Origin of the sequence: uncultured Porphyromonas sp. (assembly GCF_947254915.1) — a bacterium.
In the GTDB taxonomy this organism is placed as follows: Bacteria; Bacteroidota; Bacteroidia; order Bacteroidales; family Porphyromonadaceae; genus Porphyromonas.
The window spans coordinates 1-16966 of sequence record NZ_CAMYEZ010000032.1 but is presented as its reverse complement, the minus strand read 5'-3'; the positions used below and the strand labels follow the sequence as shown (position 1 = coordinate 16966).

Sequence of the window (16966 nt, the reverse complement as noted above, 5' to 3'; positions counted from 1 at the left end):
CCTCACCCTCAGCGCCTTGCGCTTCATCCTTTCTGCAAAGTCAGGACAATCTTGCTTGCAAGATTGTGAGACTGTTGACTTTTGCAACAGTCTCATATTTCGGACACTTTCCGACTAAATGGATTTTCTCCCGAGGAAATGCAAATCCTCCACGGAGGAAACGGCCAATTCCTCCGAACTTTCCTTTCATTCCTCCGAAGTTTCATTTCATTCTTCCGAACTTTGATTTCATTCTTCCGAAGTTTTATTGCTCTCCTCGGTGTAGAATTTTCATTTCTTCCGTGGGAGATTTGCATTTCCTCAGGAGATTTTTCCCATGCAGCTTCACCGCTAAGCTCTTTTTCCCTATCTTTGTAGAGGATACAATGAGATAAGACCATTATGGCTCAATACAAACGAGTACTACTCAAGCTCAGCGGCGAGTCGCTCGCAGCGGGCTCCAAGCAAGGCATTGACACGACACGGCTCCACGACTACGCCTCGCAGATCATTGAGATCAGCGATATGGGCGTTGAGGTGGCGATCGTCGTGGGCGGTGGCAACATATTCCGAGGGATGGCAGGCTCTGCCGAAGGGCTGGACCGTGTATCGGGCGACCGTATGGGCATGCTCGCCACGGTCATCAATGCGCTCGCTATCAGCGCTGCGATCAATGCGCAGTGCCCCGCCATACAGGATACGCCTCGTGCGGTCGTTATGACCAGTACGCCGATGGAGCCTTATGCTCGCTACTACGATGCGCTCACTGCTCGCCAACTGCTGGCGCAGGGGCATATCGTCTTTGTCGCTGGCGGTACGGGCAATCCGTTTTTCACCACTGACTCTGCCTCAGCTCTGCGTGGCATAGAGCTACAAGCGGACATTATGCTCAAGGGGACCCGCGTCGATGGCATCTACACGGCCGATCCAGAGCGTGACCCGACAGCGATCAAGCTCTCTCGGCTTACCTATCAAGAGGTGTACGACCGTGGACTCAGGATTATGGATCTGACTGCTATGACGCTTTGTCAGGAGAACCACCTGCCGATCATCGTCTTTGATATGGACACGACGGGCAACCTGGCTCGTGTGATGCGTGGCGAGGAGATCGGATCTATCGTTTCCTAATCAATAACCTAGAAACCAAACAGAACGAAATATGAGTACAAGCCAATTTATCAAACCTGCTGAGCAGTCTATGCTCAAGGCGATCGAATTCCTCCAGGACAAGCTAGACCGCATACGTGCAGGCAAGGCAAACCCTGTCCTCCTGGACGACATAACCGTCGAGGCTTACGGGGCACCGATGCCTCTTAATCAGGTTGCCACGGTGACTGTACCCGATGCTCGCACGCTCGCTATCACACCGTGGGACAAGAAGCTCATCAAGGACATTGAGAAGGGTATCCTCGACTCCAGTCTGGGTATCACACCGACCAACAATGGCGAGATGATCCGCATCACTATGCCACCGCTCACGGAGGAGCGTCGCAAGGAGCTAGTCAAGCAGTCTAAAGCTGAGAGCGAGGAGGCTAAGATCAGCATCCGCAATGCACGTCGTGATGCTATCGATGCTGCTAAGAAGGCGGTCAAAGCGGAGGACCTACCAGAGGATACGATCAAGCAAACGGAGAATGACGCTCAGAAGCTCCACGACAAGTACATAGCTCGTGTCGAGGAGGCGCTTGCGGCCAAGGAGAAGGAGATCATGACGATCTAACTCTGCGCCACTCCCCTATCACACTTCACCCTATGCAAGTCACGCCTACAGCCTGAGCGGGCAGGCGGAGCGGAGAGGCGCTCTTTCGCTTCGTCTGACCTTTGCACTCTCTAGCTGTGGGTTGTGGCTTTGCTTTTACCATTCCCCCCCCCATTTACCTATCCTATGCGAGGCAGAGTCATCAAGGTCATCGGCAACAACTGCGCAGTGCACGTCCCCGAGGAGGAGCGGGTCTACTCCTGCCTGATCAAAGGGCGGGTGCGCATACAGGGCATCCGCAGTACCAACCCCGTAGTGGTCGGTGACTGGGTGCACTTCACGCCTGATCCACAGCAAGAGGTCACTTATATAGAGTCTATCGAGCCACGACGCAACTACATCATACGGCGCGCCACCAATCTCTCGAAGGAGTCGCACATCCTTGCGGCAAACATTGACCTAGCCCTCCTGATGGTCACCATCGCTCGGCCTCGCACTTCCTACACCTTCATCGATCGCTTCCTAGCCACGGCTGAGGCGTACCGCATCCCCACAGAAATCCTTATCAACAAGGTCGACGACCTCAAGCCCAACGAGGAGGAGGTGATGCACGAACTGACCGAGATCTACACCCCGCTAGGCTATCCCTGCCACCCCATATCAGCTCTACAACAGCAAGGCACCGATGCACTGCTATCGCTCCTCGAGGGCAAGTGCACACTCATCGCTGGGCACTCAGGCACGGGCAAGTCAACCCTGCTTAATAGCTTGATACCCGACCTGGGACTGTCCACGCAAGCTATCTCTTCGCTCTACGAGACGGGGCAGCACACGACCACTTACTCGGAGATGTATCAGCTACCGAGCCCGCACTCGGGCTGGATCATTGACACGCCTGGGATCAAAGCTTTTGGCACGCTAGAGATGAGCGAGGAGGATACGAGCCACTTCTTTCGTGAGTTCTTCGCCTATTCGAGCGACTGTCGCTTTGCCAATTGCACGCACCTCCACGAGCCGGGTTGCGCTGTCCTCAAGGCGCTTGAGGAGGGACGCATCGCCCCCTCACGGTACAAGAGCTATCTGAGCATTCTCCAGGACGAGCACAGCGGTCCCTACCGACCCGAGCAGTAAGTCCCCAAACGCATACACACATTAACCAAACGATTATGACGAAACCATCTAGAAAGAAAAACACACCCAAGAAGAGTCCCTCCAAACGATCCAACGCTGAGCGACTTAACCTCGACGAACTGACACGAGCTGTCGTCAAGCTTTTTGCTACCAACCCGACCCACACGTGGAACTACAAGCAGGTTTCCAAGCAACTCAACATCACAGCGCAACCGCTACGCCTGACCATTAGCCGTATCCTAGAGGTGCTGGCAATGGACGACACGCTCACACGTGTCAAGCCAGGCACCTACCGCTACAATCTCTCGGGGGCTCTGCTCTTCGGCACCTTCGAGCGTCGCTCCAATGGGCGCAACGCGGTCATCTCTGACGAGGACGGCAAGAGCATCTTCATCGCTGAGCGCAACGCTATGCACGCACTCAATGGGGATCGTGTGCAGGCTCGTCTCTTTGCCAAGAGGCAGGGCGGAGATCTAGAGGGCGAGGTGATCAATATCATTGAGCGCTCAAAGCACACCTTCGTCGGGCGGCTGGAGTTCAAAAAGGACTGGGCCATCTTTGTCACCGAAGACCGCACCCTCTCGACCGACATACTGATACCGCTCAGCGAGCTACACGGAGCTCAGCGAGACTCCAAGGTGGAGGTGGCTATCACCGACTGGCCTAGCTCGGACAAGATACCCACGGGGCGTGTCCTCAAGGTACTCGGCAAGGCGGGCGACAACGACACCGAGATGCGCGCCATACTGACTGAGTACAATATAGACTACGACTACCCACAGGCAGCTATCGACGAGGCTGAGCGACTTTCGGGAGAGATTACCCAAGAGCAGCTGGCACAGCGAGAGGACTTTCGCAAGGTGCCGACGCTTACCATTGACCCAGCCGACGCTAAGGACTTTGACGATGCGCTCTCCTACCGTGACCTTGGCGATGGGCGCCACGAGGTGGGCGTGCACATTGCCGATGTCTCCTACTTCGTCACCGAGGGATCCAAGATCGATGAAGAGGCTTACGCACGTGGTACCAGCGTTTACCTCGTGGACCGCACGATCCCTATGCTCCCCGAGGTGCTGTGCAACAATCTCTGTTCGCTACGCCCCAACGAAGATAAGTTCGCTTACTCCTGTATCCTCACGCTGGACAATGCAGCGCACGTACAGCAGTACCGTATCTGTCGCACGGTGATACGGAGCGATCAGCGCATGACTTACGAGGAGGCGCAGGACGTGATCGAGGGGCGCAGTGACACCCAGCAGGCGATCATCCAGCCGCTCTTTGAGCTGTCCCAGCAGTTGCGCAAGCGTCGCTTTGACGATGGCGCGATCAAGTTCCAGAGCCAAGAGGTTCGCTTCACGCTAGACCCCAAGGGGCGCCCCACGGGTGTCGAGGAGGTGGTAGATAATGAGTCGCACCATCTCATTGAGGAGTTTATGCTTCTGGCCAATCGCACCGTTGCCGAGGACATCGGGCTGGTTCGTGCCAAGGGCAAGAAGGCGAAGAACTTCGTCTACCGTGTCCACGCACAGCCTAGCGAAGAGAAGTTGATGGCGCTCGCCTCTTTTGCAGGTAAGTTTGGCTACAAAGTTAACCTCAGTGGCGAGAATCGTCAGGTAAGTCGCTCTTTCAACAAGCTCCTCGACAGCGTCCAGGGCAAGCGTGAGGAGAACCTCATCGAGACGCTCGCCATCCGCTCTATGACTCGTGCCGAGTACTCTCCTGACAACATCGGGGACTACGGACTCTCCTTTGCCTTCTACACCCACTTCACCTCGCCCATCCGTCGCTACCCCGACCTTATGGTGCACCGTCTCTTGACGCGCTACTATGCGGGCGGGCGCTCTGTGACAAAGGGCAAGCTCGAGGAGCAGTGCCAGCACTGTAGCGAGCAGGAGCAGATCGCTACGCAGGCGGAGCGTGACTCGGTGAAGTACAAGCAGGTGGAGTATATGAAAGCTCGCATGGGACAAGTCTTCGACGGAGTCATCAGCGGTGTCGCCGAGTGGGGTCTTTACGTCGAGCTCAAGGGGTCGCACTGCGAGGGGCTCATACCGATTCGCAAGCTCGAGGACGACTACTTTGAGTACGACGAGAAGAATTACCGTCTCCGTGGGCGACGCACTGGCAAGCGCTACAACCTTGGCGACCCGATCACCGTACGTGTCGCTCGTGCCGACCTAGAGCAGCGACAGCTTGACTTTGACCTTGTCTGATTTGCCCCTTCCACATGACAGCAACGCATCAGATCCTCGGCAAAACACCTGCGCAGCTCACCGAACTAGCCGTTGGCTTGGGACTGCCCAAGTACACGGGTCGGCAGATCGCTGACTGGCTTTACCAGAAGCATGTCTCCTCGTGGGACGAGATGACCAACCTGAGCAAGAAAGCGCGCGCTCTGCTCGCCTCGCACTACGAGATAGGCCGTGCTGCGCCTCATCTTCAGCAGACTTCTCGAGACGGCACGGTTAAGTATCTCTTTGCCGCTGGCGGAGGCTTCGTCGAGACGGTTATGATCCCCGAGGGAGACCGAGCCACGCTCTGCGTATCTTCCCAGCGAGGCTGCAAGATGAACTGCCTCTTCTGCATGACGGGCAAGCAAGGCTTCGGCGCTAACCTCTCGGCAAGCGAAATCCTCAACCAAATCCTCTCCGTGCCTGAGGTCAATGAGTTGACAAACATCGTCTTTATGGGAATGGGCGAGCCGATGGACAATATAGACACGCTCCTACAAGTGATCACTTGTCTGACCGATCCGCAGGGACTGGCGATGAGTCCGAAGCGCATCACCGTCTCAACCATCGGACTGCGCCCAGGTTTGGAGCGCTTTCTGGAGGAGTGCACCTGTCATCTCGCTATTAGCCTGCACAACCCACTGTCGGAGGAGCGTTTGTCCATTATGCCCGTAGAGCGAGCCATGCCCCTTGCCGACACGGTGGCACTCCTGCGGCACTACGATTGGAGCCGTCAGCGTCGCCTCACCTTCGAGTATATCGTCTTCTCGGGGCTCAACGACACGCCCCGCCATCTCGCAGCTCTCAAGCGTTTACTCGCTCAGCTCGACTGCCACGTCAACCTGATCCGCTACCACCGCATCCCGCACATCGACCTGCCCAGCTCCGATATGACCCGCATGGAGTGGCTCCGCGATCGGCTCTGCGAGGCAGGCATACCGACCACCATCCGCACCTCCCGTGGCGAAGACATCAGCGCCGCCTGCGGTATGCTCAGCACCCAAGAGCAGCAAGGAGCAAAATGACCAACTTAGCGGTCTACTTGCTCACTTCACCAGAGATCTCCTCGTAAAGTGCCACGGCTCGTCTCTGCGCCTCGGCAAAGGTCGGCAGCACATTTTCCCGTCCCAGCTGATCAATGATCCCCGTTTGCTCCAGATGCGTATAGACCGCCGGACGCACACCACTCAGCACAACATGCACACCACGCCTACGCTGTCGTGCCAGTACCATCTGCAGGTTGTGTAGCCCCGTGCTATCGATGAAAGGCACACGACGCATGCGGATGATGCGTACCTCTGGATGGTCGTGAACCGTCACCATCACCTCTTCAAACTTATTGGCAATGCCAAAGAAAAACGGTCCCTCCACCTCGTAAACCTCCACTCGAGACGGAAGTTCCACATCTTCATCAGCCAAAGGTTCGTCCGTAATCTCGCCCACCCCAATCTGCTCGACAGAGCTCACATCGAGGATGCGACGGAAGAGCAGCGCGATCGCCAGTAGCATACCCACCCCGATCGCAACCGTCAGGTCCGTCAGCACCGTCAGCAGGAAAGTCACCAGCAGGATAGCCGTATCTCCTCGTGGACCCTTGAAGATCGAGACAAACGAGCGCCAGCCACTCATATTATAAGAGACCACCACCAGCACGCCCGCCAGCACCGCCATCGGGATATGCGCCGTCAGGGGCGAGAGCAGGAGCATGATCAGCAGGAGCACCACCGCATGGATGATCCCCGCCATCGGAGTCCGTCCACCACTATTGATATTGGTCATCGTACGGGCGATAGCCCCCGTCACAGGGATCCCCCCGAAGAACGGCACCACCACATTAGCCACGCCCTGACCGATCAATTCGCTGTCAGGATTGTGCTTCGCCCCAATCACACCATCCGCCACCGAGGCCGAGAGCAAGCTCTCCATAGCGCCCAGTAGCATGATCGTCAGCGCAGAGGGGAAGATCGCCACGATACGCTCCACCGTGATCGTAGGCATGACGAAGGTCGGCAGCGCACGCTCTATCGTATAGTTGTCCCCAATGTTTTCCGGTCTGAGGTAACCCAGTTGCTGGAGACCAAAGCTCACCAGCGTGAGCGCCACCAGAGCCACCAGAGTACTCGGTATTTTCGCATTCACCTTAGGCAAAAGCAAAATGATCAGTATCGTGCCGACCGCAAAAGCAAAGGGAATCCACGAGCCCGTCGCAAAGTTGGCAATCAGCACCTGCCACTTGCCGATGAAGTCCCCAGGCATTGACTCAATCTGTAGCCCGAAGAGATCAGCGATCTGCGTCGTGAAGATGGTTACCGCAATACCCGCCGTAAAGCCCACAATAATCGGATAAGGGATGAAGCGCACCAAGCTGCCCAAGCGCAAGAAGCCCAGCAGCATCAAGAGCAAGCCCGCCATAATCGTCGCAATGGCCAGCCCATCCACGCCGTGCTGCTGGATGATCCCATAGACGATCACGATGAATGCCCCCGTCGGGCCCCCGATCTGCACCTTACTACCGCCCAGTAGCGAGACAAGGAAGCCACCGATGATGGCCGTCAGCAAGCCCTCCGTCGGCGAGACCCCACTAGCGATACCGAAGGCTATAGCCAGTGGCAGGGCGACCACCCCGACGATGATACCCGATGTGAGATCTTTAACAAAAAGCTGTCGTGAATAACCACGTAACGAGAGAAAAAACTCAGGCACGAGTCCCTTCATGATAGACATAAGCGTAAGATAACGGTTGGTACTGCTACAAAGATACTGAAACTAAAGCAGATAATCCAGCAAAACCCTTCCCCCTTACACCACACCGTCAAGCCAGCTCCGTGAGAAATCCGAATTATCCCCCGAGAAACGACAAATCCTCCACGGAGGGACGAAAAAATTCATCGGAACTTTGATTTCATTCTTCCGAACTTTCATTTCATTCTTCCGAACTTTCATTTCCCGTCTCCGTGGAGAATTTTCGTTTCTTCGTGAGCTATTGGGGAATTCCTCTGAAGGCTTCTCAGACACATCGTCTCGACCCTACTCTCTCCATTGAAAAAGAAAACGTATCTTTGCAACAACGATCTCAGACTCGTCAAAAAGTATGTTTACCCCCCCCCCCCATTTAACATTTAGCAACAAGGGAGCTACTCACTTACGAGGCTCCTATGCAAGCACTGCCCTTGCTACCAGCAATCGGGACGGCGGGATAACAACCACACCTCACATATAACATCACACAGCACAGACGACCTCTCCCCAAGAGAGGTCTCTCCACTTGTCGTGTCTTTACTGTAACCCAATATGCTAAAAGAAGATTTATCACCCCACGCTCTATCTATTAGGTCTTCCTTTAAGAAGGCTCTGTTGATTAACCTGCGAGTTCTAAGAACTGCAGGAGTCGCTCTATGCACGCTCTCCATGCTCACCCTTACCTCTTGTGATAAGAATCATACAGCAGAGTATGAGTGCATCGACAGATCAGACATCGAGGGGTATGAAGCCTTTGTCAGGGAATACCCATCTAGTATACATGTCTCCGATGCTCAAGAGCGAATCCAAGTAGCCAAAGAGGAGATACGGATGCGAGAAGAGGAGGAGCGACGTCAGAGAGAGGAGGAGGAGCAACGCGAGCAGCTATACAACACCTATGGCTCTAACTCTCTCTACAATGGGTCTCAACCCTACGAAAGCTTTTATGGCAAAAACCAGCACTACTCTAACAATGAACCACACGCAGAGGTGCGTGTAAAAGCCGCCCACAACTCTGACGTCATTGTGATCATTAGGTATAACAATCAGAATGGACGAGTCGCAGGACACACCTATGTCAGAGCTGGGCAGACAGCGACTATCCAACTCCCTGGGGGGCACCGCTATCAGACATTCTTCTACTATGGTCGTGGTTGGTATCCAGATAAGCCTATGAAAAACGGGATCAAGGGAGGCTTCTTAGAAGATGAGACATACTCTAAAGACGGTTCTACGGCACTACTGCAAGATAATGAAATCCTAAGCTTTGAGCTGACACCTATACTGGACGGCAATTTCTCCACCTCTCAAAGCAATGAGAGTGAGATATTCTAGCCATACGGCATCGGTAGCAACCCTCCAAACATCTTCACAATGAAAAAGACTCTTCGTCACCTACTCCTCTCAGCCTTATCACATCTCTGGCTCTGAAGCTAAGGTTGGCAAGAGTTATTCTATATTCCTAGGATGAAACAAGTAAAGCAAAACCCTTATCGGCTACTGGGCATCTATGCCAATGCCACGACAAAGGAGCGCTTGGCAAACCAAAGCCGACTGCAAGCCTTCCTAAAGGTAGGCAAGTCTGTCTCCTTCCCACTTGACCTAACCTCCTACTTAGGAGAGGTCGAGCGCTCTGAGGCTATCATCGCTACGGCTAGTGCCAATCTAACCCTACCTCAAGATCAGATTCGGTACGCTCAGTTTTGGTTTGTTAGAGACACCCCTATAGATACGGTCGCCTTCAATCACCTAGAGAGTGGCGACCTAGCAAAAGCTGAGGAGATCTGGAAACAGAGGGAGACACCATCATCGCTCCAAAACCTCATCATCTGTAGCCTCATTAGAGAGGAGTATCCCAAGGCTCTCTCCTATGCGGAGAGATTCTATGGAGATAGCAAAGCGGTGAGTCACTTTGTAACTCTGATCGCAGGGGACGACGCTGGGATTGATACAGATAACATCGGGCTTGACTTCCTAGATGCTATGTGCGAGGAACTAGGAGGAAGTCGGTTATTGCCTTTGGTCTCCAGCCCCGCTTGGCAAGAGCATCTGAAAGGACTCTCGGTGGGTCCTCTCATCAAGGTAATCAAAGAGGCTATAGACGTAGCTCAAAAAGAGCGAAAAGCAAATAAGAGCCGTGGAGCTAGCGCAGGCAACACGCTCTACGAAAAGAGCAAATCCCCACTTGCTAAGCTTAAGGAGCTCCTCTCCACTTCCGACACACAGTATCAGTTGATAGCCGATAAGTTAGGGCTAGAGATACTACAATGTTCCATCGACTACTACAACGATGCAGATGATGATATAGAGGCAGCCAGAGAGACGGCCCGCTTGGCAAGATATGCCAGTAGCATCGTCGTAGGCAAGCTGGCAAAAGATCGATGCCAGGAGAACCTCCAAATCATCGAAAAGAATATCGAGAGTTTGCCACCCGAAGAGGTTGCCGAGGAGGCTAAGGCTATTATGGGTTACTTGAAGAAATTCAATGCTCCAGTAACTGTGCCAAATAAGCTTGTAGATTTTATTCTTCCTGACTCTGTTGGCTTTAGTAAAATTAAAGATGCAACTGTTCTACTCAACAATACTCGCCCCTATCTTCAGGCGATGCGTCAGAAGTTAGGAGCTTCCGATGAGTTTTATCTCAAATTATCTACAGCTGTTGTCAACGTAGCATTAAACAATGTCATTGAGGAGGTGAATGGTATGCAAACATTATACTTTATGGATTCATCACTTAAAGAAAGACTGTCTGAAGCTTGGAATGCAATACTCATAATGGATTCCTTTGATATGGAAAGAAAATTCAGGCAAAAGAGATACTCTGCAAATAGAAGAACCCTAAAGAGTCTATGCCAGAAACATGGTGTAGAAGGGGCATCCATATCCTGCTGGGTGTATTTTCTTCTTCTTATAGTCATTCCCTTGATTCTTAGCATCCTAGGTAGTGTTTTCAGTGATTGAATCCGAAATCAATAGAACTATGCAGCGACGTATACTATATTATCTAAGCATTGCGATGGGAAGCTTTCTATTGATGAGCTTTGCACCAATCGCAGAGAACTACAACAGCGAGAGTTCCATAGAGGCTCAGCGTAATGAGCTAACTAGCGACTCTCTATCTGTCACGGCAGATCTGGCGCACCGATACAAAGCGCTTGAAGTGCAACATAACAAGCTACAAAAGCAGCTCTCGGCAACAGAAAAACAAGTCACAGACCTTGTAGGACAGGCTCAACTCCTCCTTAACACCACAGTCGCACAGCGGGCTACCATAGACAGCTTGAGTGCTACCTGCAGTAGTCTAGGAGCGCAGCTCCAGCAAGACGGAGAGCAGGTGACACAGAAAATGGAAGAGGTAGACCGTAACTTGGACAGCAACAAGGCTCTCCTACATCAACGCTCTCTGTGGGGCATTGTAATTGCCATGGCGCTAATAGTTGCTGTCGTGGGGATCGCCTACTGGCTAGCGAGAAGGGTGAAGCGTAGTAGCTCCTCTATCGAAGAGATTCGTAAGGCGCAGCACGCCGTGGAGGCTGCACAGCAGCGAATGGCAGAGGAATCTGTCAAGCTAGACAATCAGTTACTCCAGTTGGTCGAGAAGCAACTAGAGATGACTGCCTCAGGAGCAACAGGTTCTGGAGAGCCTGACCACTCGCTAGTCGTCAAACTAGCAGATGAGATAGCTCGTATAGAGACAAATCTCTCTAAGATGGACAAGTCTGTCAGGGGTTACAAGCAACTCGTACAGGCTAAGGATCGAATGATAAACAATGTACGTGCTAATGGCTACGAGATCATTAGCTTGATAGGACAAGAGTACAACGACGGTATGCAGTTTAAGGCGCGCATGGTGCCAGACGACACGCTACCCGAGGGTAAGCGCATCATAACGGGTATGATCAAGATGCTCGTCAACTACAACGGCAAGATGATACAGCCTGCCGAGATAGTGGTAAGTCAAAACATATAACACGATATAGCTATGGCCAGAATTAAGATTGACTACGGTATAGACTTAGGAACGACAAACTCCGCCATCGCTCGTATGGAGGGCGGAGAGTCCGTCATCAAGCAGACTAAAACCTTGATGGACACCCTGCCATCATGTGTCTACTTCTCCAAAAACAAGCGCGGAGAGTGTGCTCTACGCATCGGACTAAAGGCAAAAGATGCGGTCTACTCTGACGCTATCATGGCGCTCAGTAAAAATGAGCCTCCCAAGGAGTTTGGCTACCTAGAGTTCAAACGTGAGATGGGGTCAGACAGGCAGTACTCCAACGAGAACATGTCAAAAGCCTTCTACACACCAGAAGAGCTATCGGCCGAGGTACTCAAGGAGTTGAAAAGCCTCATCACAGACGAGACAGTAAATGCGATCGTAATCACAGTCCCAGCCATGTTTACCGCTGTCCAGAAGGATGCAACAATGCAAGCGGCTCGTCTAGCAGGCTTTGACAAGTGCGTATTGCTACAAGAGCCTATAGCTGCTTGTATGGCTTATGGGCTCTCCAATGAGAAGAAAGACGGTAAGTGGCTAGTCTTCGATTTCGGTGGTGGCACTTTTGATGCAGCTCTTGTCAAGGTAGAGGATGGCATTCTCACCGTATTTGACACTGAGGGAGACAACTACCTAGGGGGCAAGAACCTTGACGAGATTGTAGTCAACGAGATCTTAGTACCCGCCCTTAAAGAAGAGTATGCACTCGACTCTTACGAGCGTGTACCTTGGAAAAAGAAAGCTCTAGCCGACGCACTTAAGGGGCCAGCCGAGGAGATGCGTATCGCATTGTCCTTTGCAGATAGCACGGACTACTCTACCTATGACCGTAACCTCAACCTCGGGGTAGATGACAATGGAGAGGAGATTGACCTGGAGATAACCTTGACAAAGGATCAGCTACTCAACGCCATAGAGGGGCAATATCAGAAGGCCATAGACATATGCAAAGATCTACTAGCTAGAAACGGCTTAACAGGCGAAGACCTCACCTCGTTAATTCTAGTCGGAGGGCCTACCTACTCTCCGATTATACGAGAGATGCTCAAGAAGGAGATCACCCCTCACGTGGACACGAGCATCAACCCGATGACTGCAGTAGCACGAGGAGCTGCGCTCTATGCATCCACAATAGACTCGGACATCAGCGCCGATGAGGTTAGACAAGATGCCAAGGCGGAGGTGACCTTCCTCGAAGTAGGCTATGAGTCTACATCTGTTGAAGACTCTGAGTGGGTGACCATCACTATTGATAGGGAGAAGAGTGGTGCAAACGCCCCATCTGAGCTACTAATAGAGTTAGAGCGTGCAGATGGAGCTTGGCGTAGTGACAAGACGAGTGTCAATGAAAAAGGGAACATCTTTCAAGCCTTTCTGCTAGGGGGCGTAGCAAACACATTCCACATAAACGCGTTCAACCAGCAAGGCAACAAGGTGGAAGTCTTCCCCGCAGAGTTTACCATCATCCAGGGGGTCAAGGTCGGAGCAGCTCCACTACCCTACAATATTGGCATCTCGGTCTATAACGATATTAAGAAGCGAGGAGTATTTACCCAAGTCAAAGGCTTGGAAAAGAACAAGGCACTCCCTGCCGTAGGGGTGCTCCTCGGCCGCAAGACGACACAAGCGTTGCGCCCTGGTGTAGCGGAGGATATCCTGTCGATCCCTGTCTATCAAGCCTCAGGTCTAGAGGCTGAGGGAAAGACCGCTGCGCTAAACTCCCACATAGCAAACGTAGTCGTCACTGGCGAGGAGGTACAGCAACTTATCCCCGAGCAGTCTAGTGTGGAGGTCACACTCCACGTAGATTCCTCAGAGATGATGACTATGGAGGTGTACTTCCCCACAATAGACTTTACGGTGAAGAAGGAGCTGAACCTTGGTAAGCGAGAGTCTGCGACAGAAGCTATCCAGTGGGTTAAGGAAGAGATACATACGGCTGAGCGAGCCCTCTCCGAACTCAAAGACTCTGGACTCTCTGTAGATGAGCTAGAACAGGAGCTTAGCTCCGTAAAAGAGCTACTCGCCAATGGACAAGACCCGATGCGCACACTCTCTAATCTGAAAGAGCTACTTCGCAAGATTGAAAACCTAGAGGACAGTTCCGAGTGGGATCGTATCGAGAAGGAGCTACGCTCAGATTTTGAGCGCCTAGAAGTGGCTCAGAGCGAACTAGGCAACGAAAAGTCTGGAGAGGTTGTCAAAGAGCTACACCGTCAAGTGGACAATGTGATACGCACCCAAGACATAGCCCTTGGACGTAGCGTCTTGGAGCAGGTCGTGCGGCTCTTTGTTCATCTTACCATGGTCTATCAATGTATGGATCTTATCAAGGATTGCGAGGCGCGCTTTGATCAGATAGCGTGGAGAGATAGATCACGAGCTCGTCAGCTCATCAACCAAGGCCTCAGCGAGATGAATGACCAGCCATCTACAGAGCGACTACACCCGATCGCCGTCGCACTCATCGACCTGATGCCTAGCGAAGAGGCTACTAATGCTGGAGGACTGCTCAAGTAAAGCGTCCCGAAGCCTAACCCTAGTGACAAAAGATTGTTATGCACTTCAAGGCAAAGGAGCTAATTGCCCACTACACCGTACTGTTTCCACATAAGCAAGGAGCTTATGCGGAGACCTACCGAGTCAAAGACGAGCATGGCAAGACTGGCTTCCTAAAACTGATCGACTGCTCAAAGCTCACAAGAAGGCAAATAGACGACTACGGACATGTCGTAGAGGTAGAGATCTCAAAAGGCTTACAGCACCACAACCTCTGCAATTGTCGTGATACTGGAGAGCTACTCATAGGTGGGCGACAGTTCGTTTGGTTTGTCACTGAGTTCGTGAGTGGAGAGACTTTGTCAGATCGGATGATACGAGAGGAGGACTTCAGTGTATATGCTATCAAGAGCATTGCCTTGGGGGTGCTCTCAGCTCTCGCCTACCTACATAGTCAGCCCATCCCCATCATTCATAATGAAGTAACTACGCAAAATGTCCTTCTCAACCTCTTGGGAGATCTAAGGGACTTAAAGTTGATCGACTTCGGTCAAGCCTGCTACCTCAATCAGTCTCTCGGAGTGCCCAGAGTGAAAGGGCAAAACCTCTTTTACCTTGCGCCAGAGCGTTTTTCAGGAGTTTGCTCTGTACAGTCAGACCTCTACGCTGTCGGAGCCATGGCTTACCACCTTTTATATAGACGGCTCCCATGGTTTGTTGATGTCTCTAGGCTTAGTGGCACCAGTGCTGTAGAGAGCTTGCTAGAAGAGCGACACAAGCCTCTAGAGCTGCCCAAGATAGAGAAGTATGAGCTTGACGAGCAGTTTGTCAACGTGATAGCCAAAGCGCTAAGCTATGACGCTGAGGATCGATTCCAAACGGCAGAAGAGTTTGCGAGAGCCATTGAGGGTAAGGTAAAAGTCGAGTCTCCTAGTCAGCGACTACAACAATCTAAGCCAGACGAGACATCAAGACGATCTACTAAGCCTATGCAAGCTAAGGGACTAGGCTTTGCAGCGATAGCAGGGATGGAGGAGCTCAAACGACAGATGCTAGAAGAGGTCATAGAGCCACTACACAATCCTGAGAAGTACCACCGCTATGGCGTAACAATACCCAACGGCATGCTCCTCTATGGGCCTCCAGGCTGTGGCAAGACTTTCTTTGCCAAGCACTTTGCTGAGGAGGTCGGCTTTAACTTTAAGTTTATCACACCAGCTACGCTAAAGAGTAAGTATGTCAATGCGACACAGGAGAATATAGCTGACCTATTCAAAGAAGCCATAGAGCAAGCCCCCACGATTATCTTCATTGATGAGATGAATGAATTAGTTCCCAATCGTGATAATACAGACGTACATGAGATGTCTCGGAGTGCGGTAAATGAAATGTTAGCTCAGATGGATCAGACGGGAGAGAAGGGTGTATTTGTAATCGGAGCTACCAACTATCCCAACATGATAGACCCCGCCATACTGCGTGCTGGGCGACTAGACAAGAAGTATTACATAGGAGTACCTGACCAGGCCGCTAGGAGCGCACTATTTAAGCTTTATCTAGAGAATCGCCCCTACGACTTCGGGCTTGACTACGAGCATCTCGCTAGTCTTACTGAGGGGTACGTCTCTGCTGACATCCAAATGATCGTCAATGACGCCTCAAGAGAAGCCTTACACCAAGAGAGTAAGATTACGATGCAAATACTAGAGTCTACGATTGCCCATACCAAGCCCTCTCTCAGCGAACAAGAGCTGAAAAAGTATGAGCAGACTCGAGCTGAAATGGATCGAGAGCTACCCCAACAACGAAGTAGACCACGCATAGGATTTAAGGACTAAGCAATAGACAATAACTATGACACTAGCAGAACTATACTTAAAGACCATCTTCAGCTGCATAGCCTGCGATGGTGAGATAGCGCCCGAAGAGATTCAAATGGTTAGAGAGATCTCGCAGGTCGAGGATCTCTTCCAAGATCTAGAGGTAGAGGAAGTCATAAACGGCTGGATTGCAGACATCAATGAGATAGGAGCAGCCTTCCTCCAGAGGTTTCTCAAAGAGATTGACACCGTGGCTATGAGCGATGACGAGCAGCTGACACTGGTCACTCTCGCCTTCAAGGCCATTGAAGCGGACAACGTCACTGAGTATGCTGAGATCAAGTTCTTCAAGAAGATCCGCAAGCATCTATCTATTAGCGACGAGCAAATCCTAGCCACACACCCCGACAAAGAGATCTTTTTACTACAAGACTTCAATGAGCCTGAAGATCTAGCTTGGGATACCAATACGCACTTTGACCTCATAAATATTGAGCAACTGAGTTCTCGTTAATGTTGCCTTAAAAGCAACTAGTGAGATCGCTGGGCGAGGTGGCGGAGGCGTAGCTTGACGCGGTGTGCTTGGTGGTGCAGATGGCGCCAGAGGCGTTTGTGGAGGGGCGTGGCCGTGAGACGAGCGATCAACGAGTCTAATGGCTCTGCATTGATTTGCTCGAAGAAGAGCTGCCGCTTCGGAGGCTCTGCCGCCGTGTGCTCGATAGCGGGATTACCCGCCAAAGAACTCGCGTAGTTCGTCTCCTGAGAGCGACAAGTGAGCTCGGACCAGAGGCGTTGCCCCTGTGCGCTGTGGATCAGCACGACGCTCGTACCTTTGTTCTCGTCCAGCGCTCGATCTAGGTCGGGGCAGGTG

The 16966-nt window shown here is 52.2% G+C and carries 12 protein-coding genes and 1 pseudogene; 11 read left to right on the top strand and 2 right to left on the bottom strand.

From position 1 onward, the window contains the following. The first annotated feature begins 381 nt into the window (after window positions 1-381). From pyrH to rlmN, 5 genes are all read left to right on the top strand, one after another. On the top strand, window positions 382-1107 hold the full coding sequence (gene pyrH, locus Q0X57_RS03395; protein ID WP_297727630.1) for a UMP kinase: 726 nt from the start codon (window positions 382-384) through the stop codon (window positions 1105-1107). Between the two features lie 31 nt (window positions 1108-1138). Continuing rightward, complete coding sequence (frr, locus tag Q0X57_RS03390; protein ID WP_007365770.1) at window positions 1139-1699, top strand: ribosome recycling factor; 561 nt, start codon at window positions 1139-1141, stop codon at window positions 1697-1699. Between the two features lie 165 nt (window positions 1700-1864). Continuing rightward, window positions 1865-2809: a ribosome small subunit-dependent GTPase A gene (gene rsgA / locus Q0X57_RS03385; RefSeq protein ID WP_297727627.1), complete on the top strand. Its 945-nt coding sequence runs from the start codon at window positions 1865-1867 to the stop codon at window positions 2807-2809. 35 nt (window positions 2810-2844) lie between these two features. Then, a complete protein-coding gene (gene rnr, locus Q0X57_RS03380; protein ID WP_297727624.1) occupies window positions 2845-5022 on the top strand; it encodes a ribonuclease R in 2178 nt (725 codons plus the stop codon). Window positions 5023-5036: 14 nt separating this feature from the next. Continuing rightward, window positions 5037-6065, top strand: coding sequence for a 23S rRNA (adenine(2503)-C(2))-methyltransferase RlmN (rlmN, locus tag Q0X57_RS03375; protein WP_297727623.1), 1029 nt, complete (start codon window positions 5037-5039; stop codon window positions 6063-6065). A 13-nt stretch (window positions 6066-6078) separates the two neighbouring features. Here the strand turns inward: rlmN and Q0X57_RS03370 are convergent, their stop codons facing one another. Continuing rightward, entirely contained in the window at window positions 6079-7764 is a 1686-nt protein-coding gene (locus Q0X57_RS03370) for a SulP family inorganic anion transporter (protein WP_297727620.1), read from the bottom strand. 567 nt (window positions 7765-8331) lie between these two features. On the opposite strand from Q0X57_RS03370, the gene Q0X57_RS03365 reads away from it, so the two are divergent. The 6 genes from Q0X57_RS03365 to Q0X57_RS03340 all read left to right on the top strand — a co-directional run bounded on the left by Q0X57_RS03365 (window position 8332) and on the right by Q0X57_RS03340 (window position 16609). Beyond that, window positions 8332-9114, top strand: a complete 783-nt coding sequence (locus tag Q0X57_RS03365; RefSeq protein WP_297727617.1) for a hypothetical protein — start codon at window positions 8332-8334, stop codon at window positions 9112-9114. A gap of 132 nt (window positions 9115-9246) precedes the next feature. Continuing rightward, on the top strand, window positions 9247-10740 hold the full coding sequence (locus Q0X57_RS03360) for a hypothetical protein (protein WP_297727614.1): 1494 nt from the start codon (window positions 9247-9249) through the stop codon (window positions 10738-10740). Between the two features lie 19 nt (window positions 10741-10759). Next, a complete protein-coding gene (locus Q0X57_RS03355; RefSeq protein ID WP_297727611.1) occupies window positions 10760-11749 on the top strand; it encodes a hypothetical protein in 990 nt (329 codons plus the stop codon). Window positions 11750-11761: 12 nt separating this feature from the next. Then, on the top strand, window positions 11762-14296 hold the full coding sequence (locus Q0X57_RS03350) for an Hsp70 family protein (RefSeq protein ID WP_297727608.1): 2535 nt from the start codon (window positions 11762-11764) through the stop codon (window positions 14294-14296). Between the two features lie 38 nt (window positions 14297-14334). Further along, window positions 14335-16113 (top strand): AAA family ATPase, encoded by a 1779-nt coding sequence (locus tag Q0X57_RS03345; protein ID WP_297727605.1) that lies wholly within the window; start codon window positions 14335-14337, stop codon window positions 16111-16113. 16 nt (window positions 16114-16129) lie between these two features. Further along, window positions 16130-16609: a TerB family tellurite resistance protein gene (locus Q0X57_RS03340; RefSeq protein WP_297727603.1), complete on the top strand. Its 480-nt coding sequence runs from the start codon at window positions 16130-16132 to the stop codon at window positions 16607-16609. Window positions 16610-16626: 17 nt separating this feature from the next. Here the strand turns inward: Q0X57_RS03340 and Q0X57_RS03335 are convergent. Then, window positions 16627-16966 (bottom strand): annotated as a pseudogene (locus Q0X57_RS03335) ((4Fe-4S)-binding protein); the annotation flags it as partial.